Genomic DNA, 19,850 nt, shown 5'->3' with positions numbered 1-19,850 from the left:
GCCCTGGCCATCGACCCGCAGAGGCCCACCACCCTGTATGCGGGGACCGGTGGCGGTGGGGTGTTCTATCTGGCGCAGGCGCCCACGCCGATGCCCGTTCGGCTCTGGCTGCCTTTCATTACGAACCGCTAGCATGGGCAAGGGAGGTGCCCTCAAAGGGGGTGGGTAACCGGTGAGGGCGATGTGCCCTCCCGGGTGGACGGTGCGCGAACGTTCAACCAAGGGACCGACGGCCATGTCCCGCGCGGGTTCATCGGCGGTGTGGGGATCGCGTCCGATTCCCCCATCGCCGTCATCGGCGATCAGAACAGCCGGGTGCTGCCGGGGGACGTGGCGGCGGGCTTCCCGGGCATCAAGATCCCATGAGGTGTCCTGGCCGTTGTAAACCGGCGGGTGCTGGAGGGGGACAATCCCGTAGCCGTCGTAGAAGAGGCGCTCCCAGATGGCCAGGCCTCCGGCCCGCCCGGGGACGCCCGCCGCGTCCTGCACCAGGAGGACCCGCATCAACGGCCTGCGATGCGCAGCGGGTGAGGTTCCCCCACGCGTCGTAGCCGGCCCTCTCGGTGACCCAGCCCCGATCCCCACCGCCCGGATCGACCCAGGGGAGCAGTCCCCGGGTCGGCGGGGGGGGTGAGGGCGGTGGCCCTGTCGTAGAAGAAGCGGCGCTCGACCACTGGAGGGGCCCTGCCCCTGTCCTCCGAGATCCCCATCGCCCACCGGGTAGTTCTTTCCCTGCCACCCGCCTTCATCCGTTCGATGGGGCGATCGGCGCTGGCGGATCCCTTTCTTTGCGCGTATAATTCAAGAGAGCCCTGTCCGAAGGATCCGGCCATGGAGGCCTCAAGGAGGTTCCCAGCCGAGTGCTCCCTGCGAGAGCCGGTGTTGGTGCTGAACGCCAACTTCGAGCCATTGAACGTTTGTCCCCTCCGCCGGGCCATCGCCCTGGTGCTGAGCGGGAAGGCGGAGGTTCTGGAGAACGGGAGGGGCGCGCTACGGACCCCCTCCCGTGTCCTCCCCCGCCCCTCCGTGATCCGGCTGCGCTATACGGTCCGCCGCCCACCCCGTCGGCTGCGCCTGACCAAGCGGGAGATCCTGCGGCGGGACGGGTGGACGTGCCAGTATTGCGGGCGCTCCTCCCCTTCCTTGACGGTGGACCATGTGATCCCGCGTCATCGGGGCGGGGCCCACACGTGGGAGAACCTGGTGGCGGCCTGCCCGGCGTGCAACCGCCGCAAGGGGAACCGCACGCCGGCGGAGGCCCGCATGACCCTGCTCCGCCCCCCCTTCGAGCCGGTCCCGACCGTCGGCTATCTCTTCGGCGCCTACTTGCGGGAATACCGTGAGTGGCGCAAATATCTGGAAGGGTGGTGAATCCCGTGGGACCGAGGGAGGGAAGCGGATGCCGTTGCAGGAGTTCGGGCGCTGGTTCATCCTCATCGGCCTGTTCTTCCTCGCCTTCGGTTTCCTGTTCATCCTGATCGGCCGGGTCCCCGGCCTGGGCCGTCTCCCCGGGGACATCCTGATCCAGAAGGGGAACTTCGTCTTCTTCTTCCCGCTGGCCACGTCCCTCCTGTTGAGCCTGATCCTGACGCTGGTGCTGAACCTGATCTTCCGTCTCTGGCGGTGAGGGGCCGCGGGCGGCGGTGGTGACACCCGCCCTCAGGAGGTCGCCATGGAGGCGTTCCGGATCGAGCGGGATTCGCTGGGCGAGGTGCGGGTCCCTGCCTATGCCCTGTGGGGGGCACAGACCCAGCGGGCGGTGGAGAACTTCCCCATCAGCGGGATCCGGTTCTCGCGGGATTTCATCCGTGCCCTGGGGCTGATCAAATACTGCGCGGCGAAGGTGAACCGGGACCTGGGGCTGCTGGACGAGCGGCGGGCGAACGCCATCATGCAGGCGGCCCGGGAGGTCATCGAGGGCCAACTGGACGAGCACTTCCCGCTGGACATCTTCCAGACCGGCTCGGGGACCTCGACCCACATGAACGCCAACGAGGTGATCGCCAACCGGGCCATCCAGATCCTGGGCGGGGCCCTCGGGTCCAAAGAGGTGCATCCCAACGACCACGTGAACCTGGGCCAGTCCTCGAACGACGTGATCCCGGCCGCCATCCACATCTCCGCCTACCTGGCTGTCCACGAGCGCCTGCTCCCGGCCCTGCGGCACCTGCACCAGGTCCTGTCGGACAAAGCGTGGGAGTTCGACGACATCGTGAAGACCGGCCGCACCCACCTGATGGACGCCATGCCGGTCCGCCTGGGCCAGGAGTTCTCCGGCTACGCCAGCCAGATCGCCCATGGGATCCGGCGGATCGAGGCGGCCTTGCCGCACCTGGCCGAACTGGCCCTGGGGGGCACGGCGGTGGGCACGGGCATCAACACCCATCCCGAGTTCGGCCGGCGGATCGCGGCGGCCCTGAGGGAGGAGACGGGCCTGCCCTTCCGGGAGGCCGAGAACCACTTCGAGGCCCAGGCCGCCCAGGACGCGGCGGTGGAGCTCAGCGGCCAGTTGAAAACGGTGGCCGTCTCCATGTATAAGATCGCCAACGACCTGCGCTGGATGAACTCGGGCCCCCAGGCCGGCCTGGCGGAGATCCGCCTCCCGGCCCTCCAGCCCGGTTCCTCCATCATGCCCGGGAAGATCAACCCGGTCATCCCCGAGGCGGTGATGATGGTCTGCATGCAGGTGATGGGCAACGACGTGGTGATCAACATGGCGGGGGCCTCGGGCAACTTCGAGCTCAACGTGGCGCTGCCGGTGATCGCCCACAACCTGCTGCAGTCCATCCACCTCCTGGCCAGCGCGGCCCGTGTTTTGGCCGACAAGGGCATCTGCGGCATCGTGCCCAACCGCCAGCACATGGAGACCCTGGCCCAGAAGAACGCCATCCTGGCCACCGCCCTCACCCCCTACATCGGCTACGACAAGGCCGCCGAGGTGGTGAAGAAGGCCATGGCCGAGGACAAGACCATCCGCGAGGTGGTGCTGGAGATGGGCTTGCTCCCGCCCGAGAAACTGGACGAGGTCCTGGATGTGCGTAGGATGACCGAAGGGGGCTTTGTGGCCGGGATGTCGGCGGGCGGCTGAGGCGTCGCCGGCGGGACGTCCGGTATCCCGAGGTCTCCCTGGACGGCGAGGATCGGTGGGGCCTGCCGCAGGCCCCACCGATTTGTGTCCGCGGCGAAACCGTTCCGGAGGCGAGGTCGATGGGGGAGCGAGGGTTGCGTGTGATCCGGCAGTTCGAGGCCTACTACGACGACCTCAACGGGGTGCGGCGGGCCATCGTCCGTCGCATCCCCATCGCGCCCGGCCAGCGCTGGCTGGACATCGGGACCGGGGACGGATGGTTCGCCCTGGAGATCGAGGGGGCGGCCCCGCCCCAGGTGGTGGTGGGCATCGACCTGGCCCGCTGCGAGGTGGAGCTGGCCCGCCAGCACGCCCGGGAGCGGGCCTCCCGCTCCAGCGCCTTCGTCCAGATGGACGCCTACCGCTTGGCGTTCCCAGCGGGGATCTTCGACGGCGTGGCCAGTTTCCTGGCCCTCCAGGACATCTGCTTGGATCGCGAGGGGCTGCACCGGCTGTTCTACGAGGTGAACCGGGTGCTGCGGCCCGGGCGGTGGTTCGCCCTGGCCACCACCACGCCGGAGGATGCCGAGACGCCCTCCCAGCGGCTGGCCCTGGAGATCTATCAATACATCCGGGCCGGCTTTTTCACCAAGGCGGAGATCCAGGCCGCCCTGGAGCGGATGGGCTTCCAGGTGGAGCAGATGGCTTTCTACCCCACGGGGGTGAACCTGGATCCCGAGGAGGCGAAGGCCTTCATCCGGTTCGAATGCGATTGGCTGGAGCGGGCGTATGGGTGGCGGGACAAGCCGGATTGGCAGGCGGTCTGGGCCCATTTCGAGCCTCGCATCCGCGCCCTGGGCGGGCTGGAGGTGGACGCCAAGGTCACCTTCTTCCTGGCCCGGAAGGTCCGCCCGGCGGCCCCGCCGTGGGCGGACGAACGGGTCCTGTTCCAGGAGGTCCGGGCATGAAGGGGACGGCGCCGGCGGTGCGCCGGGTGGCGATGATCAGCCTGCACACGTGCCCCCTGGCCACGCTGGGGGGCAAGGACACGGGGGGGATGAACGTCTACGTGCGCGAACTGACCCGGGCCCTCGCCCGACACGGCATCGCCGTGGATGTGTTCACCCGCTCCCAGAACCCCCATCTGCCCCACGTGGTCCACGAACTGGGCCCTGGGGGGCGGGTGATCCACATCCCGGCCGGCCCGGAGGTTCCCATCGAGAAGCACCGCCTCGTCGAACACCTCCCGGAGTTCATCGCCCGCGTGCAGGCCTTCGCGGCCCAGGAGCAGATCGCCTACGATGTGATCCACAGCCACTACTGGCTCTCCGGGCTGGCCGCGCTGGCCCTGCGGGCCGCTTGGGGAGCCCCGGTGATCCACATGTTCCACACCCTGGGGTCCCTCAAGAACCGAGTGGCCTGCAGCGAGAGGGAGCGGGAGCCCCCGGCGCGCCTGGAGGCGGAGCGACGGCTGGCCGGGGAGGCCGACCGCCTGGTGGCGGCCACCCCGGCAGAGAAGGCCCACCTGGTCTGGGCCTATGGGGCGAACCCCTCCCGCGTCGTCGTGATCCCGCCGGGGGTGGATCTGGAGCACTTCCGGCCCATCCCTCAGGCGGAGGCCCGGCGCCGGCTGGGGTTCCCCCCGGACAAGCGCTACATCCTGTATGTGGGGCGCATCGAGCCGTTGAAGGGGATCGAGACCCTGATCCGGGCGGTGGCCATCCTGGCCCAGGAGTGCCCCACGTGGACCCGGGACTTCGCGGTGATCCTCATCGGCGGGGATCCCGAGGCCTCAACGGACGCGGAGCTCCGCCGCCTGCAACAGTTGCGGGAGGACCTGGGGGTGGCCGACCTGGTGGCCTTCATCGGGGCCAAGGCCCAGGAGACCCTGCCCGATTATTACAACGCGGCCGATGTGGTGGTGATGCCCTCGGATTATGAGTCCTTCGGCCTGGTGGCCCTGGAGGCGATGGCCTGCGGCCGGCCGGTGATCGCCTCGGAGGTCGGGGGGCTGGTCTACCTGGTCCGCCACGGGGAGACCGGCCTGCGGGTGCCCCGGCGCCAGCCCGTCGCCCTGGCCCGGGCCCTGGATCGGCTCCTGCGGGACGAGGCGTTGCGGCAGCGGATGGGGGAGAACGGCCGGCGGTGGGCCCAGGCCTTCGGATGGGCAACCATCACCGATCGCATCCTGGAGCTCTACCGACAGGTCCTGGAGAGCCATCGGGCCCGCCCGCGGCCGGCCCTCTGCTATGGCCACTGGCGGGCGTCCGTCTGATCCCTCGTCATCTCCCTCAGGAGGAGCGGAGACGATGGTGACGGTGGTGCCGCCGGCGGTGCACTGGTTCTACGCGGAGAAGCGCCCCAGCGCCGGGGCGGTGGCGGAGCAACTGCGTCAGAGCCTGTGGTTCGTCCGCCTCCAGGAGGCGTGGGTCTCGCCGGTGGATCCCTGCCAGAAGGACCCGCCCTTCCGGTATCAAGGATACTGGCGGGGGCATGTCTTCGAGATCGCGTTCGAGCCCCGCCGTTACGTCATCCTGCGCATGGCGCAGGACCTCCCCCGGGTGGTGGAGGCCTTGCAGCGCTCCCTGGGGGCGGCCCCCGCCTTCGCCTATGGGGACGAGGAGGGGCGGACGGTCTACGAATGGCGCTGGGGGGATCGGGAGGAGCGCTGGCAGCAACTGCAGGGGATCCCCCGCTATCAGCGCCTGCGCCGCCTGTCCTCCCCCTAACAGGGGAACGCGGGTTCTGCTGGGAAGGGCTTGGGGCTTCAGAGGGCCTCCGCCATCTTGGCGGCCAGATCGGCCACCCGCACCGAGTAGCCCCACTCGTTGTCATACCAGGCCACCACCTTCACGAAGTTGCCGTCCACCACCATGGTGGAGAGCCCGTCGACGATGGCCGAGTGGGGATCGCCCTTGAAGTCCACGGAGACCACCGGCTCCTCGGTGTAGGCTAGGATGCCCCGCAGGGCGCCTTCGGCAGCGGCCTGGAAGGCGGCGTTGACCTCCTCCACGGTCACCGGGCGGCTGACCTCCGCGGTGAGGTCGATGACGGAGACGGTGGGGACCGGCACGCGCAGGGCGTAGCCATCCAGTTTGCCCTTGAGCTCGGGGATCACCAGGCCAATGGCCCGGGCCGCGCCGGTGGTGGTGGGGATGATGTTGAGGGCCGCCGCCCGCGCCCGCCGCAGGTCCTTGTGGGGCAGGTCCAGGATGCGCTGGTCGTTGGTGTAGGCGTGGACGGTGACCATCAGCCCCCGCCGGACGCCGAAGGCCTCGTGCAGCACCTTGACCACTGGGGCCAGACAGTTGGTGGTGCAGGAAGCGTTGGAGACGATGTGGTGGCGCGCCGGGTCGTAACGCTGGTCGTTGACCCCCAGGACCACGGTGAGGTCCACGCTGTCCGAGGGGGAGGCGGGGGCGGTGATGATGACCTTCTGGGCGCCGCCGGAGGTACGGTGGACGGCGGCCTTGCGGCCGTCGGTGAAGAGGCCGGTGGACTCGATGACGATCTGGACTCCCAGATCCTTCCAGGGGAGGTGGGCGGGATCCTTCTCGGCGAAGACGCGGATCTCATCCTCGCCGACGATGAGGTAAGCGTCGCGGGCGGCCACCGGCTCCGGGTAGCGGCCGTAGTTGGAGTCGTATTTCAACAGATGCGCCAGGGTGGGGGCGTCAGTGATGTCGTTGACGGCCACCACCTCCAGGCGGCCCCGATAGCGCTCTCGGATGGCGCGGAACACCTGACGCCCGATCCGTCCGAACCCGTTGATGCCCACGCGGACCGCCATCTCGATCCCTCCTGATCAAAGTTGAACCCAAAGGTCTTTCCCCCGCTGAGCCTGGGGCCCGAGCGCTGGAGACAAGGCCCCTTCCGTTCGCGGTCAAGTATACCGGAAAAAGCAAGGCCCCGCCAAGGGAAGATTTTCATAAGATGAGCGGACGAAGGGACTGTCGGTGGGGGAATGGGGTTCTGCGAAGGGATCGCGCCAGAGGGCCTGTAAGCCGGGTTCTGTCCCCTACGGCGGGCCGTAGGGGGGCGGTCATCTCTCTGGGACGGCGGTTGCCCGCCGCCTCGAGCGGCCTACCCGCGGGCATTGGGCGCGGGGCTGCCCCGGCGCCGGTTCCGGCGCCGCGCCCGCTGTTTGGCCTTGCTCCGGGTGGGGGTTACCGTGCGCCGGAGCGTTGCCGCCCGGCCGGTGGGCTCTTACCCCACCGTTTCACCCTTGCCTCCATGACCCCGGGGGAGATCCCCGGGCGGATCGGCGGTCTGTTTTCTGTGGCCCTGTCCACGGGTCGCCCCGTCCGGGGGTTACCCGGCACCCTGCCCCGCTGGAGCCCGGACTTTCCTCAGGCCGGGAGGATCCCCGGCCCGCGACCGCCCGGCCTTCTGGCGCGATCCCCTTTTATTTTACAACAGGACGCGCGGGAGAACGCGTGCGCTCGGGGTGCGCTGGGGTTTCCGCCGTGCGGGCGGGGCGCTCCGGGCACAGGGCATGGGCCAGGAGCAGGGTGTGTAGCCACGCCAGCGTGGACTCGGCCCCCTGGTTGGCGTTGGGCCCGGTGGCCTCCAGGCCGTCGTGGGCGCCGCCGGTTTGCAGGTCCACCAGCTGGCATCCCCGATCGTTCTCTCCCAGGAACCAGCCGACGCATCGCTCCACCAACTCCCGCCACGCCGGGTCTCCGGTGGCCTCCCAGGCCCGCGCGGCGGCCTCGGCCATGGCGGCCGCCTCGATGGGTTGCTGGGCGAAGCGCGCCCGGGGCCCGCCGCGCCGGAACCAGCCCCGGTTGCCGATGAAGGTCAGATGCCCGTCGTGGGGATCGGTCTGGATCTCCACCAGCCAGCGCAGCACGGCCAGGCCCCGTTCCAGCCAGGCGGCCTCGCCGAAGAACCGGCCGGCAGCGATCAGGGCCGCGGGGAGGATAGCGTTGTCATAGGTGACCACTGCCTCGAGCCACGGCCAGCCCGGCGCCGCGCCCTCGCGGAAACGGGCCTCCAGGGCCTGGGCCAGTTCCCGAAGGCGCTCCTGGACGCGCCGGGCGCCCGGGAACCGCTCCAGATAGGCCAGGCCCCCGAGGAGGGCGTAGGCCCACGGCCGCGGATGGGTGAGGGCGGTTGTCGCCACCCACGCCTCCTGGAACAGGGCCGCTGCGGGCTCCCACAGCCCCTCCGGCCCCCACGCGGCGGCCTCCCCTAGCCCCCACAGGGCCCGGCCCTGAGCGTCCTCGGATCCGACCTCCTCCAGCCAGCGGCGGTCGTAGCCCAGGAAGTTGCGGAACCGGCCGGCCTCGGGGTTCCATGCATGCAGCAAAAACGACAGATGCGTTCGCATCCAGGGGAGCAACCCAGGATCCGGCCGCTGGCGCGCGGCCCGCACCAGGACCAGCAGGGCGCGGGCGTTGTCGTCGGTGCAGTAGCCGAAGCGGCGGTCGGGGAGGTGGAAGCGGGCGTGCTGGAGCAGACCCACCTCGTCTGTCAGCCGGCGCAGATGGTCCAGTCGCACCGGCGGCAGACCGGCCGCGGGCGGCAGCCAGGGCGGCCGGAGGATGGGGTGGGGCCGTTCCAGGATCTCCCGAAAGACCTCCAGGTAGCGGCGGCCGACGGCCGGCCAGGCCATCTCCCGTCCCCGGGCGTAGGCAGCCTCCCGCAGCCGCCGGTGTGCCTCCGGATCGGAGAGCAGACGGTCCAGGGCCTGGGCCATGGCCTTCGGATCCCGGAAGGGGACCAGGATGCCGCGTCCCTCCCCCAGGATCTCCTCCGCATACCAGGAGGGGGTGGAGACGATGGCCTTGCCGCAGGCCAGGGCGTAGGTGAGGGTGCCCGAGACGATCTGCTCCCGGGCCAGGTAAGAGGCGACGTAGATGTCGGCGGCCCGCAGGAAGGTCAGCAGTTCCTCCTGGCTCAGATAGCGGTCCACGAACCGGATGTGGTCCTGCAGCCCTGCCTGGGCGACGGCCTCCTCCAAGGAGCGCCGGTAGGCCTCGCCGTAGCGACGCCGGACCTCGGGATGGGTGGCCCCCACGACCAGATAGAGGAGATCCGGGTGCCGCGGCACGAGATCCTTCATCGCTTCGATCACCGTCTCGATGCCCTTGTTTGGGCTGAGCAGGCCGAAGGTGAGCAACACGCGGCGCCCGGCCAGGCCCAGGCGAGCTTTGTAAGGTTCCGGGTCCTCGAAGGGGACGGCGGGGGCGCCGTGGTCAATGCGCACGATCCGCTCCGGGTCCACGCCGTAGCGCTCGACGAGGAAAAGGCGGGCGCGCTCCGCCATCACCACCACCCGCTCCGCCCGGCGGGCCAGTTCGCTGAGGATGCGCCGCTCAGGCTCCGAAGGCGCGTAGAGCACCGTGTGCAGGGTTACGATAAGGGGTTTGCGCAGCCCCTCCACCAGCCGGAGCACATGGCCACCGCTGGGACCTCCGAAGATCCCGTATTCGTGCTGGAGGCGGACGACGTCGACGGGAGCCAGGTTCAGGAAGGATGCTGCGGCCCGGTAGTCCTCCGGCTCATGATCCCGGATCTCAAAGGTCACCTCCGGGCCGTAGGCATAGCGGTGGGGCAGACGGGTGAGGGCCACGACCTGCACCGCAGACCCCTCGCCCAGCCGCTCCCCTTGGGCCTCGGCCAGGGCCTGGGCCAGATCGTGGGTGAAGGTGGCGATCCCGCAAGGGCGTGGCACATAGGTTCCGACCAGCGCGATCCGTATCGGATGCCCCATGGCTTCCCACCTCCGGGTTCCGGTTTCGGGAAGGGCGGGGCCCGTCGGACGGCCTGGCCCTCGGTTACGTTGGACAATGCCGGAGATAGTCCAGCAGGTCCTGAAGGGGGGCGGTGGCCAGGGCCACGCAGGTATCGGCCGCCCCGTAGTACATCAACAGTTCGCCGGAGGCCGGATCCAACACCGCGCCGCACGGAAACGTCACGTTGGGCACATCCCCGACCCGCTCGTAGGGCGCTGAGGGCCCGAACACCCACTCGGCGCTGCGACGGATCACCTTGCGGGGGTCCTCCAGGTCCAGCAGCGCCAGGCCCACCCGATAGATCCGGCCGGAGGCGGTCTGTCGGACGCCGTGGTAGATGATGAGCCAGCCCTCCGGCGTCTCGATGGGCGGCGGCCCCAGGCCCACCCGGTCGGAGTCCCACCATCCCCCTGGCCGGGCCTCGATGATCACCGTGTGATCCCCCCAGTGGCGCAGGTCCGGGGAGAAGGAGAGCCAGATGTTGGGTCGGGCGCCTGGGGCGGTGGGCATCGGGCGGTGGATCATCGCCCAGCGCCCTCGGAACCGGCGGGGGAACAGGCTGGCGTCCTTGTCCTCGGGCGGCAGGATCGGCCCCAGGCGGTGGAAAGTCCGGAAATCCGGGGTTGTGGCCAGGGCGACCAGGGGCCCCCCGCGCGAGTAGGCCACGTAGGTGACCGCGTAAAGGCCTTCCTCCTCCAGAAAGACGATGCGCGGATCCTCGATCCCCCAGAACTCCTCGGGATGGCGGAGGGGATCCGGCAGCAGGGTCGGCTCCGGGTCGACCCGCCAGCCGCTGCGCCCATCCGGGCTGCGGGCGGCCGTGAGATGGGAGATCCCCTGGAAGTCCTCCACCCGGACGAGGAGCAGCACCTCGCCGTTGTAACGCGTGGCGCCGGGGTTGAAGACCGCGTTCGCCGGATACGGCCAGTCGGCGGCGGTGAGGATGGGGTTGCCGGCATATCGCCGGAACCGCTCGGCCATGCTTCCCTCCGGTCGCCGAAGGCTGCCTTTGGGTTCATCGGGAAGAGGGACATTATGAATGTTAAGCCGGTCCTCATTAGAAGAAGATTAGCATGCGCTGCCGGCTGTTCCGACGCGGAGCTGGGGGGCGCGGCCTTGGTATAATTCCGGAAGCGCGTGGCGTGGGGGCCACGGGTCGAGGAGCCGAAAGCAGCCGATTGTTGACGGTGCCCCTGGGATGGGGCGATCCCCGAACATCCGCGCGGTTCCGGAGGGGGCGTTGCGTCTGCTGATCACGGGTGTCGCTGGCTTTGTCGGCCGCCATCTGGCGGCCGCCCTGGCCCAGGAGACCGATTGGGACCTCTGGGGCTGGGCCCGGCGTCCGGCCGCCGGTTTGCCGGGCCGCCTGCAGGTGATGACGGTGGACCTGCGGGACGGGGCGGCGGTCCGGGAGTCCCTCGCCCGGGTGGCGCCGGAGGGTATTATCCACCTGGCCGCCCAGTCGGATGTCGCCCGATCCTGGCGGGATCCGTGGGGGACCTTCGAGACCAACGTGGGGGGCACCCTGAACTTGCTGGAGGGGGTTCGTGCCCTGAATCTAGGGGCGCGCATCCTGGTGGTGACCTCCAACGAGGTCTACGGCCTGCTGCGGCCGGAGGAGGTCCCGGTGCGGGAGGACCATCCGTTCCGCCCGGCCAACCCCTATGGGGTGAGCAAGGCCGCTCAGGATTGGCTGGCCGGCCTTTACGCGACGGCCTATGCCATGCCTATCGTGCGGGCGCGCCCCTTCAACCACATCGGCCCAGGCCAGGATCCCCGGTTCGTGGTTCCCTCCCTCGCCCGGCAGATCGCCCGCATCGAGGCCGGGCGGCAGGAGCCGGTGCTGCGGGTGGGCAACCTGGAGGCGCGGCGGGACTTCACCGACGTGCGCGATGTGGTCCGGGCCTATCGTCTGCTCCTGGAGCGTGGGAGGCCGGGGGAGGCGTATAACATCGGCTCCGGGCGCCCGCGCGCCATCCGGGAGGTGCTGGAGATCCTCCTGGGGATGGCCCGGGTGGCGGTCCGCGTCGAGGTGGACCCCGAGCGGATCCGCCCGGTGGACATCCCCCTCAGCGTCGCGGACGTCACCCGCATCCGGGAGGAACTGGGCTGGCGTCCGACCATCCCCCTGGAGCAATCCCTGCAGGATGTGCTGAACGAGTGGCGGGAGCGGGTGCGGCGGGGAGAGGATGCGGTGCCCCCGGCCTGAGGCGAGGGCGGCGATCCCTGGCAAACCCTCTGAGGAGGCGGATCGATGGAGCGGAAACGGGCGTTGATCACTGGGATCACCGGACAGGACGGCTCTTACCTGGCGGAGTTCCTGCTCGAGAAGGGTTACGAGGTCATCGGCATGGTGCGGCGGACCAGCACCGTCAACTTCGAGCGCATCCGGCACATCCAGGACCGCATCACGCTGGTCCAGGGGGACCTGCTGGATCAGTCCTCCCTGATCGACATCCTCCGGGAATACCGCCCGCAGGAGGTCTACAACCTGGCCGCCCAGTCCTTCGTGCCCACCTCCTTCAAACAGCCGGTGCTGACCGGCGAGTTCACCGCCCTGGGGGTGACGCGGCTGCTGGAGGCCATCCGCCTGGTGGACCCGACCACCATCCGGTTCTATCAGGCCTCCAGCAGCGAGATGTTCGGGAAAGTCCGCGAGGTCCCTCAAAACGAGAACACCCCCTTCCATCCCCGGAGCCCCTACGGCGTGGCCAAGGTCTACGCCCATTGGATCACGGTCAACTACCGAGAGAGCTATGGGATGTTCGCCGTCTCCGGGATCTGCTTCAACCACGAGAGCCCGCGCCGGGGCCTGGAGTTCGTCACCCGCAAGATCACCTACACGGCGGCCCGCATCAAACTGGGCCTGGCCCACGAACTGCGCCTGGGGAACCTGGAGGCGCGGCGGGATTGGGGATACGCCCCGGATTACGTGCGGGCCATGTGGTTGATGCTGCAGCAGGATGAGCCGGAGGATTACGTCATCGCCACCGGCGAGACCCACTCGGTGCGGGAGTTCGTGGAGCTGGCCTTCGATTACCTGGGCCTGGACTGGCGCAAATATGTGGTGGTGGACCCTGCCCTCTACCGGCCGGCGGACGTGGACCTTTTGGTGGGAGATGCCACCAAGGCCCGGACCAAACTGGGCTGGGCCCCCTCGGTCACCTTCGAACAACTGGTGAAGATCATGGTGGACGCTGACCTGGCGCTGGTGAAGCAGGAATACGGGATCCGGGAGGGGTGAGATGACGGCGATCCGCTTCGGGACCGACGGATGGCGGGGGCGCATCGCTGACGACTACACCTTCGCCAACGTGCGGCGCTGCGCCCAGGGCTTCGCCCGCTGGCTGCAGGACACCGGCCAGGCCGAGGGCGGGGTGGTCATCGGCTACGACCGCCGCTTCGCCTCCGAACATTTCGCCGAGGCCTGCGCCGAGGTCCTGGCCGGCAACGGCATCCGGGTCTACCTCTGCGACCGGGCCGCCCCCACCCCGGCCATCAGTTACAGCGTGGTGGCCCGGGGCGCCGCCGGGGCCATCAACATCACGGCCAGCCACAACCCGCCCACCGACAACGGCTTCAAGGTGCGCAACCGCTTCGGCGGGGCGGTGGACCCCCAGGGCCTACAGGAGATCGAGGCCCGCATCCCCCCCGATGAGCGGGAGGTGAAGCGCATGCCCCTGGCCGAGGCCGTGGCTCGGGGGCTGGTGGAGCGCTTCGACCCCTCCCCCGCCTACATCGCCCAACTGGAGCGGCTGGTGGACCTGGAGGCCTTGCGCCAGGCGGACCTCACCATCGTCGTGGATCCCATGTGGGGGAACGGGGCGGGGTGGCTGCGGCGGCTGCTGAGCCCCGGGCGCATCCGGGTGGTGGAGATCCACGAGGAGCGCAATCCCCTCTTCCCGGGGATGAAGCGCCCCGAGCCCATTCCCCCCAACCTCGATGCGCTCCAGGAGAAGGTCCGCGCGCTGCGCGCCGACGCCGGCCTGGCCACCGACGGGGACGCCGATCGGGTGGGCCTGGTGGATGAGAACGGGGAGTTCGTCGACCAACTGCGTGTCTACGGCCTGCTGGCCCTCTACCTGCTGGAGGTCCGCGGCCAGCGGGGCCCCATCGTCAAAACCCTCTCCACCACCTCGATGCTGGAGAAACTGGGGGCCCGCTACGGGGTCCCTGTTTACGAGACGGGCGTCGGCTTCAAATATGTGGCCCCCAAGATGCTGGAGACCGACGCCATGATCGGCGGCGAGGAGAGCGGGGGCTTCGCCTTCCGCGGGCATCTGCCGGAGCGCGATGGGATTCTGGCCGCCCTCTACCTGTTGGATCTGATGGTGCGCACCGGCCAGCGGCCCCGCCAACTGATCGACTGGCTCTTCCAGATGGTTGGGCCCCACTACTATGCGCGCATCGACGTGGAGTTCTCGCCGGAGCGCCGGGCGGAGACCCGCGCCCGCCTGGAGGCCGCCCAGCCCGAACGGCTCGCCGGGCTGCGGGTGGTCCGCGTGGACCGATCGGACGGCTACAAGTTCTACCTCGAGGACGGCGGCTGGCTGCTGATCCGGTTCTCTGGGACCGAGCCCTTGTTGCGGATTTACACGGAGGCCACGCAGGCGGAACGGGTGCCGGCCCTGCTCGCCGAGGGCCGCCGCCTGGCAGGGGTGGAAGGGGATCCCTCGTGAGCCGTCCCTTCTTCATCGACACCCATTGCCATCTCGACGACGAGGCCTTCGCAGCGGATCGGGAGGAGGTGCTGGCCCGGGCGCAGGCGGCCGGGGTGGCTGTCTGCATCGTCCCCGCGGTGAGCCTGGAGAACCTCCCCGCCGTCGTGGCCCTGGCCGAGCGCCACCCGGGGATCTACGCAGCGGTGGGGATCCATCCCCACGCCGCCGCGACCTGCACACCGGAGGGGCTCCGCCGGCTGCGGGCATGGGCGCGGCACCCCCGGGTGGTGGCCATCGGGGAGATCGGGCTGGACTTCTATCGGGATCTCTCCCCAAGGGAGGCCCAGCGGGCCGCCTTCCGGGCCCAACTGGAACTGGCCGGGGAGCTCGGCCTCCCGGTGATCCTCCATCAACGGGCGGCGGCCTCCGCGTTGCTGGAGGAACTGGAGCGCTGGGTGGCGGCCCGGCCCCCCGCCCGCGGGGTGCTACACGCCTTCTCTGGGGATCTGGGCATGGCCCGCACGGCCGTCGCCTGGGGGTTCGCCCTGGGGATCGGCGGACCCCTGACCTACCGGAGCGCCGAGGGGCTGCGAGAGGTGGTGCGAGCCGTGGGGCTCCCCGCCCTGGTTTTGGAAACGGACGCCCCTTACCTCCCCCCGCATCCCCACCGGGGGCGGCGCAACGAACCCGCTTACCTGCCCCGGATCGCGGAGGCCCTCGCCCTCCTGCTCCAGGTCCCCACGGACGAGGTCGCCCGCCAGACCACGGAGAACGCGCGGCGGCTGTTCCGCCTTCCCGATCGGTGATCTCCACGGGAGCACGGCGCCGGATTGCAGGCCGGCGGAACCGTCATAAAATGGGCTGTGCGGACGGTTCTCGGGCTGCATCCTCACCTCGGACCGAACGGAAAATGTCATCGACGGCGCGCCCAGCGTTGACCCTCGTGGCGATCCAGGAGTGGCTCCGGGAGGATCTGGAGCGCGTGGAAGCCCGCATGCGGGCGATCCCGCTCACCGTCGAGCCCCTGAAGGTGGCGGTGCACCATCTCCTCAACGCCGGGGGGAAGCGGATCCGCCCCATGCTGGTCCTCCTCACCGGCCGGCTGTATGGGCAGGCGGACGAGCGGATGGTGAGCCTGGCCGCGGCGGTGGAGATGCTGCACACCGCCACCCTGGTCCACGACGACCTCATCGACGGCGCCCTGCTGCGCCGGGGGATCCCCACCCTCAACGCCATCTGGACCCCCGCGGCGACGGTGTTGACCGGGGATTATCTCTTCGCCTACGCCGCCGCCCTGGCCGCCCGCACAGATCACGTGCGGGTGATGGCGATCTTCGCCCGCACGCTCATGACCATCTGCGAGGGGGAACTGCGCCAGCAGTTCAGCGATCCGGAGGCGATGTGGCAGCGGGAGGACTACCGGCAGCGGATCTACGCCAAGACGGCGGCGATGTTCGAACTGGCCACGGAAGCCGCCGCCGTCCTGGCCGGCGCCCCGGAGCCGCAGGTGGAGGCCCTGCGGCGCTATGGGGTGGAGCTGGGCATGGCCTTCCAGATCATGGACGACGTTTTGGATTTCGCCGGGGACGAGCAGGTGCTGGGCAAGCCGGTGGGCAGCGACCTGCGCCAGGGCCTGGTGACCCTGCCGGTGCTGCTCTATCTGGAAGAGCATCCAGGGGATCCGGTGATCCGCCAGGTCCTCTCCGGCCGCTCGGGAGATGAGGCGCTGATCCGGGAGGCTGTGCGGCGGATCCGCTCCTCCCAGGCCATTCCACGGGCGGTGGCCGAGGCCGAGGCCTTCGTGCGTCGGGGCCAGGCCCTCCTGGAGGCCCTCCCGGACGGGCCGGCGCGGGGGGCTCTCTGGGCCTTGGCCGAGCATGTGCTGCGGCGCGATCGGTGACCGGATGGATGTTTCGGTCATCGTGGTAAGTTGGAACGTGTGGGGCTGGCTGGCCCGCTGCCTCGCCTCGGTGCGGGAGGCCCTCCGGGGCCTGAGAGGAGAGATCATCGTGGTCGACAACGCCTCCACCGATGGGACGCCGGAGCGGGTGCGGGAGGCCTTCCCCGAGGTGCGGCTGCTGGTCAACCCGGTCAACCGGGGCTTCCCGGCGGCCAACAACCAGGGGATGGCCATCGCCCGCGGCCGGTATTTCTTCCTTCTCAACCCCGACACGGAGGTCCTGGGCCGCGCCCTCGTCGACCTCGTGGCCTATGCCGACGCCCATCCCGACGTCGGGGTGGTCGGCCCCCAGCTGCTCAACCCGGACGGCACCGTGCAGTCCTCCCGCCGGCGTTTCCCCACCTTCTGGACCGCCCTCTTCGAGAGCACCTGGTGGCAGCCCTGGGCGCCCCCCCGCATCCTGCAGCACTATTACGTCCTGGACCGCCCGGACGACGTGGTGCAGGAGGTGGACTGGGTGACGGGGGCGGCCATGCTGGTGCGCCGCGAGGTGGTGGAGCGGGTGGGGCCGATGGACGAAGGGTTCTTCATGTATGCGGAGGAGCTGGACTGGTGCCGCCGGATCCGCGGGGCGGGGTGGCGGGTGGTCTACTATCCGCTGGCCCAGGTGATCCATTACGGCGGGCGGAGCAGCGACCAGGTCCCTGCCCTCCAGCACCTGGCTTTCCAGCGCAGCAAGATCCGCTACTGGCGCAAGCATCACGGCCGGGGGGCCGCCGCCCTCCTGGGGGCCTTCCTCATCGGTCAGTATCTGTGGCAGATCGGCCTGGAGGGCGGGAAAGCCCTGCTGGGGCACCGGCGGGCGATGCGCCGGGAGCGGATCCGGATCTACCGCGAGGTGGTCCGCGGGCTGCTCCAGGAGGCCTTTCCCGGCGCGGGGAAAAAGGGAGCCGGCGGGGGCGGCGTGTTATAATCACCGCGAAGAGCGACAAGCGGCACGGATCCGATTCGGGATTCCGACGGGAGGAGAGCACGTATGGGCGGTCGAGGGAAGGGGAACGCATCGCGGGCGGCGGCGGCGCCGGTGGCCACGCTGGACCTCCCCACCAAACTTTCGTTCTACCGCCAGATGGTGCTCATCCGTCGCTTCGAGGAGCTGGCGCGCATCGCTTATCAGCAGGGGAAGATCGCCGGCTTCCTGCACCTCTACATCGGCGAGGAGGCGGTGGCCGTGGGGGCCATCGCCGCCCTGCGCCCGGAGGACCACCTGCTGACCCACTATCGGGACCATGGGCACGCCATCGCCCGGGGGCTGGATCCCCGGGTGTTGATGGCCGAGTTGTTTGGGAAGGCCACAGGCTGCAGCCGGGGCCGTGGCGGATCCATGCACTTCGCCAGCCGCGAGCACAACTTCTGGGGCGGCCACGCTATCGTCGGCGGCCACCTGCCGATGGCGGTCGGCCTGGCCTTCGCCGCCAAATACCTGGGGGAGCCCCGCGTGACCATGGCCATCTTCGGGGACGCGGCCACTGACATCGGGGAGTTCTACGAGGCGTTGAACATGGCCGCCCTGTGGAAGACGCCCGTGGTCTTCCTCTGCGAGAACAACCTCTACGGGATGGGCGTGGCCATCGAGAAGGCCTCGGCGGTCACCGAGGTTTACAAGAAGGCCTGCATGGCCAACATCCCCGCCGAACGCGTCGACGGCATGGATGTCCTGGCGGTCTACGAGGCGGCGACGCGGGCGGTGGAATGGGCGCGGGCGGGCAACGGCCCCTACTTCCTGGAGGCGGTCTGCTACCGGTTCCAGGGTCACTCCGTCGCCGACCCCGAACTCTACCGCTCGAAGGAGGAGGTGGAGAAGTGGAAGCAGCGGGATCCCATCCAGCGCTTCCGGCGACACCTGCTGGAGGTGGAGGGCGTCCCCGAGGCCCAACTGGAGGCCATCCATCAGGACGTGGAGCGGGAGATGGAGGAGGTCATGCGCTTCGCTGAGGAGAGCCCCGACCCGCCCCTGGACACGCTCTACGATTTCCTCTACGCCAACCCGGTGGGGGCCTGGCGCGGGGACGAGCGGTTCCTGCAGTTGTGGGACGGCGGGCAGGGATGAGCCGGAGCGGGGCGAGGAGATCGTCCAGCGAGGGAGGGTTCGCCGATGCCGGTGATGACCATCCGGGAGGCCATCCGACAGGCCCTGCAGGAGGAGATGCAGCGGGACCGCCGGGTCTTCATCATGGGGGAGGACGTGGGGGCCTACGGGGGCACCTACGCGGTCACCCGCGGCCTCTACGAGGAGTTCGGGGAGGAACGGGTGCGGGACACCCCGATCGCCGAGTCGGCCATCGTGGGGGTGGCCCTGGGGGCGGCCCTGGGCGGCCTGCGTCCGGTGGCCGAGATCATGACCATCAACTTTATCCTCCTGGCCCTGGACCAGATCGTCAACCACGCGGCCAAGATGTCCCATATGTTCGGGGGCCAGTTCAAGGTGCCCCTGGTGATCCGCACCGCCGCCGGCTGGGGTCAGTTAGCTGCCACCCACTCCCAGACCTTCGAGGTCTACTTCGCCTACGTGCCGGGCCTCAAGGTGGTTTACCCCGCCACGCCCTACGACGCCAAGGGGATGCTCAAGGCCGCGCTGCGGGATGAGGACCCGGTGATCTTCATCGAGCACACCGCCCTCTACCCGGTGCGGGGCGAGGTGCCCGACGGCGACTACGTCGTCCCCATCGGGAGGAGCGAGGTGAAACGGCCCGGGCGCGATTGCACCATCGTCACCTACGGGCGGATGTTGCAGGCCAGCCTGCAGGCGGCGGAGCAACTGGCTCGCGAGGGCATCGAGGTCGAGGTGGTGGATCTGCGCACGCTGCGCCCGCTGGACATGGAGCCGGTCTATGAGTCGGTGGCCAAAACCCACCGGGCCCTGGTGGTGACGGAGGAGTGGCGCTCCTTCAGCGTGGGCGCCGAGATCGCCGCCCGCATCCAGGAGCACGCCTTCGACGACCTGGACGCCCCGGTGATGCGCCTGGGGAGCCGCGAGGTCCCCATGCCCTACAACAAGCACATGGAGCGGGCGGTCCTCCCCTGGCCGGAGGATGTGGTGAAGGCTGTGAAGTTGCTGCTGCGATAGGGGGGACGGGCCCGCCCTCCAGCACGGTCGGTGGAGGCGTTGGATGGCGACCACGGTGACGATGCCGAAGATGGGCTTCGATATGGTAGAGGGCAAGTTGCTGCGCTGGCTCAAGCAGGTGGGGGAGCCGGTGAAGGCCGGGGAGCCCCTGGCGGAGATCGAGACGGAGAAGGTGAACATCGAGTTCGAGGCGCCGGCCAGCGGGATCCTAAAGGCGGTGCTCATCCAGCCGGGGACCACGGTGCCGGTGGGCACCCCTATCGCCATCATTGCGGCCCCCGATGAGCCCGTGGAGGTCCCGACGGTCGCTGCGCCGGCCCCCGGTCCGGCGCCCGCGGCGCCCCCGGCGCCGGCC

19 protein-coding genes and 1 other RNA gene are annotated in these 19,850 nt (G+C 69.7%); 16 read left to right on the top strand and 4 right to left on the bottom strand.

The features are described 5' to 3' along the window. The first annotated feature begins 183 nt into the window (after window positions 1-183). The 7 genes from C4313_RS07920 (at window position 184) to C4313_RS07890 (ending at window position 5,796) form a co-directional block, all read left to right on the top strand. Window positions 184-366 carry a hypothetical protein gene (locus tag C4313_RS07920; RefSeq protein ID WP_352429328.1) on the top strand — a complete coding sequence of 61 codons (183 nt, stop codon included), beginning with the start codon at window positions 184-186 and terminating at the stop codon, window positions 364-366. Between the two features lie 513 nt (window positions 367-879). After that, the gene (locus tag C4313_RS07915) at window positions 880-1,371 is read left to right on the top strand and encodes an HNH endonuclease (protein ID WP_352429327.1); all 492 of its coding nucleotides are present in this window, start codon (window positions 880-882) and stop codon (window positions 1,369-1,371) included. Between the two features lie 28 nt (window positions 1,372-1,399). Next, window positions 1,400-1,627, top strand: coding sequence for a DUF2905 family protein (locus tag C4313_RS07910; protein ID WP_352429326.1), 228 nt, complete (start codon window positions 1,400-1,402; stop codon window positions 1,625-1,627). A gap of 45 nt (window positions 1,628-1,672) precedes the next feature. After that, window positions 1,673-3,088, top strand: a complete 1,416-nt coding sequence (locus C4313_RS07905) for a class II fumarate hydratase (RefSeq protein WP_352429325.1) — start codon at window positions 1,673-1,675, stop codon at window positions 3,086-3,088. A 119-nt stretch (window positions 3,089-3,207) separates the two neighbouring features. Further along, window positions 3,208-4,035: a class I SAM-dependent methyltransferase gene (locus C4313_RS07900; protein ID WP_352429324.1), complete on the top strand. Its 828-nt coding sequence runs from the start codon at window positions 3,208-3,210 to the stop codon at window positions 4,033-4,035. Further along, entirely contained in the window at window positions 4,032-5,342 is a 1,311-nt protein-coding gene (locus tag C4313_RS07895; RefSeq protein ID WP_352429323.1) for a glycosyltransferase, read from the top strand. Before C4313_RS07900 ends, C4313_RS07895 begins: the two co-directional genes overlap by 4 nt. A 34-nt stretch (window positions 5,343-5,376) precedes the next feature. Beyond that, the gene (locus C4313_RS07890) at window positions 5,377-5,796 is read left to right on the top strand and encodes a hypothetical protein (RefSeq protein ID WP_352429322.1); all 420 of its coding nucleotides are present in this window, start codon (window positions 5,377-5,379) and stop codon (window positions 5,794-5,796) included. 38 nt (window positions 5,797-5,834) lie between these two features. Here the strand turns inward: C4313_RS07890 and gap are convergent, their stop codons facing one another. From gap to C4313_RS07870, 4 genes are all read right to left on the bottom strand, one after another. Continuing rightward, the gene (gene gap, locus C4313_RS07885; RefSeq protein ID WP_352429321.1) at window positions 5,835-6,857 is read right to left on the bottom strand and encodes a type I glyceraldehyde-3-phosphate dehydrogenase; all 1,023 of its coding nucleotides are present in this window, start codon (window positions 6,855-6,857) and stop codon (window positions 5,835-5,837) included. 194 nt (window positions 6,858-7,051) lie between these two features. After that, an RNA gene (rnpB, locus tag C4313_RS07880) (RNase P RNA component class A) lies at window positions 7,052-7,460 on the bottom strand. 12 nt (window positions 7,461-7,472) lie between these two features. Then, complete coding sequence (locus C4313_RS07875; RefSeq protein WP_352429320.1) at window positions 7,473-9,785, bottom strand: glycosyltransferase; 2,313 nt, start codon at window positions 9,783-9,785, stop codon at window positions 7,473-7,475. Window positions 9,786-9,849: 64 nt separating this feature from the next. Then, a complete protein-coding gene (locus C4313_RS07870; protein WP_352429330.1) occupies window positions 9,850-10,848 on the bottom strand; it encodes a glycoside hydrolase family 130 protein in 999 nt (332 codons plus the stop codon). Window positions 10,849-11,047: 199 nt separating this feature from the next. On the opposite strand from C4313_RS07870, the gene C4313_RS07865 reads away from it, so the two are divergent. The 9 genes from C4313_RS07865 to C4313_RS07825 all read left to right on the top strand — a co-directional run. Beyond that, window positions 11,048-12,016, top strand: a complete 969-nt coding sequence (locus C4313_RS07865; RefSeq protein ID WP_352429319.1) for a GDP-mannose 4,6-dehydratase — start codon at window positions 11,048-11,050, stop codon at window positions 12,014-12,016. Window positions 12,017-12,061: 45 nt separating this feature from the next. Beyond that, entirely contained in the window at window positions 12,062-13,051 is a 990-nt protein-coding gene (gmd, locus tag C4313_RS07860; RefSeq protein WP_352429318.1) for a GDP-mannose 4,6-dehydratase, read from the top strand. A 1-nt stretch (window position 13,052) separates the two neighbouring features. Then, the gene (locus tag C4313_RS07855; RefSeq protein WP_352429317.1) at window positions 13,053-14,486 is read left to right on the top strand and encodes a phosphoglucomutase/phosphomannomutase family protein; all 1,434 of its coding nucleotides are present in this window, start codon (window positions 13,053-13,055) and stop codon (window positions 14,484-14,486) included. After that, window positions 14,483-15,274, top strand: coding sequence for a TatD family hydrolase (locus tag C4313_RS07850; RefSeq protein WP_352429316.1), 792 nt, complete (start codon window positions 14,483-14,485; stop codon window positions 15,272-15,274). The genes C4313_RS07855 and C4313_RS07850 overlap by 4 nt, the downstream gene beginning before the upstream one ends. 137 nt (window positions 15,275-15,411) lie before the next feature. Further along, window positions 15,412-16,368 carry a polyprenyl synthetase family protein gene (locus C4313_RS07845; RefSeq protein WP_352429329.1) on the top strand — a complete coding sequence of 319 codons (957 nt, stop codon included), beginning with the start codon at window positions 15,412-15,414 and terminating at the stop codon, window positions 16,366-16,368. A 4-nt stretch (window positions 16,369-16,372) separates the two neighbouring features. Beyond that, complete coding sequence (locus C4313_RS07840) at window positions 16,373-17,341, top strand: glycosyltransferase family 2 protein (RefSeq protein ID WP_352429315.1); 969 nt, start codon at window positions 16,373-16,375, stop codon at window positions 17,339-17,341. Window positions 17,342-17,404: 63 nt separating this feature from the next. Continuing rightward, the gene (gene pdhA, locus C4313_RS07835; protein WP_352429314.1) at window positions 17,405-18,478 is read left to right on the top strand and encodes a pyruvate dehydrogenase (acetyl-transferring) E1 component subunit alpha; all 1,074 of its coding nucleotides are present in this window, start codon (window positions 17,405-17,407) and stop codon (window positions 18,476-18,478) included. A gap of 45 nt (window positions 18,479-18,523) precedes the next feature. Beyond that, window positions 18,524-19,495: an alpha-ketoacid dehydrogenase subunit beta gene (locus C4313_RS07830; protein WP_352429313.1), complete on the top strand. Its 972-nt coding sequence runs from the start codon at window positions 18,524-18,526 to the stop codon at window positions 19,493-19,495. A 43-nt stretch (window positions 19,496-19,538) separates the two neighbouring features. Further along, a partial coding sequence (locus tag C4313_RS07825) for a biotin/lipoyl-containing protein (RefSeq protein WP_352429312.1) occupies window positions 19,539-19,850 on the top strand: 312 nt, incomplete at its 3' end.

The sequence above is a fragment of the Thermoflexus sp. genome, from assembly GCF_040289485.1.
Lineage (GTDB): Bacteria > Chloroflexota > Anaerolineae > Thermoflexales > Thermoflexaceae > Thermoflexus.
Note: the sequence above shows the minus strand (reverse complement) of the source record. Positions and strands in the feature narration are given on the sequence as shown.

Coding starts and splice junctions, on each gene's coding strand:
- C4313_RS07910 (WP_352429326.1), top strand. CDS start 1,400: ATGCCGTTGCAGGAGTTCGGGCGCTGGTTCATCCTCATCGGCCTGTTC.
- C4313_RS07905 (WP_352429325.1), top strand. CDS start 1,673: ATGGAGGCGTTCCGGATCGAGCGGGATTCGCTGGGCGAGGTGCGGGTC.
- C4313_RS07900 (WP_352429324.1), top strand. CDS start 3,208: ATGGGGGAGCGAGGGTTGCGTGTGATCCGGCAGTTCGAGGCCTACTAC.
- C4313_RS07895 (WP_352429323.1), top strand. CDS start 4,032: ATGAAGGGGACGGCGCCGGCGGTGCGCCGGGTGGCGATGATCAGCCTG.
- C4313_RS07890 (WP_352429322.1), top strand. CDS start 5,377: ATGGTGACGGTGGTGCCGCCGGCGGTGCACTGGTTCTACGCGGAGAAG.
- gap (WP_352429321.1), bottom strand. CDS start 6,857: ATGGCGGTCCGCGTGGGCATCAACGGGTTCGGACGGATCGGGCGTCAG.
- C4313_RS07875 (WP_352429320.1), bottom strand. CDS start 9,785: ATGGGGCATCCGATACGGATCGCGCTGGTCGGAACCTATGTGCCACGC.
- gmd (WP_352429318.1), top strand. CDS start 12,062: ATGGAGCGGAAACGGGCGTTGATCACTGGGATCACCGGACAGGACGGC.
- C4313_RS07855 (WP_352429317.1), top strand. CDS start 13,053: ATGACGGCGATCCGCTTCGGGACCGACGGATGGCGGGGGCGCATCGCT.
- C4313_RS07840 (WP_352429315.1), top strand. CDS start 16,373: ATGGATGTTTCGGTCATCGTGGTAAGTTGGAACGTGTGGGGCTGGCTG.
- pdhA (WP_352429314.1), top strand. CDS start 17,405: ATGGGCGGTCGAGGGAAGGGGAACGCATCGCGGGCGGCGGCGGCGCCG.
- C4313_RS07830 (WP_352429313.1), top strand. CDS start 18,524: ATGCCGGTGATGACCATCCGGGAGGCCATCCGACAGGCCCTGCAGGAG.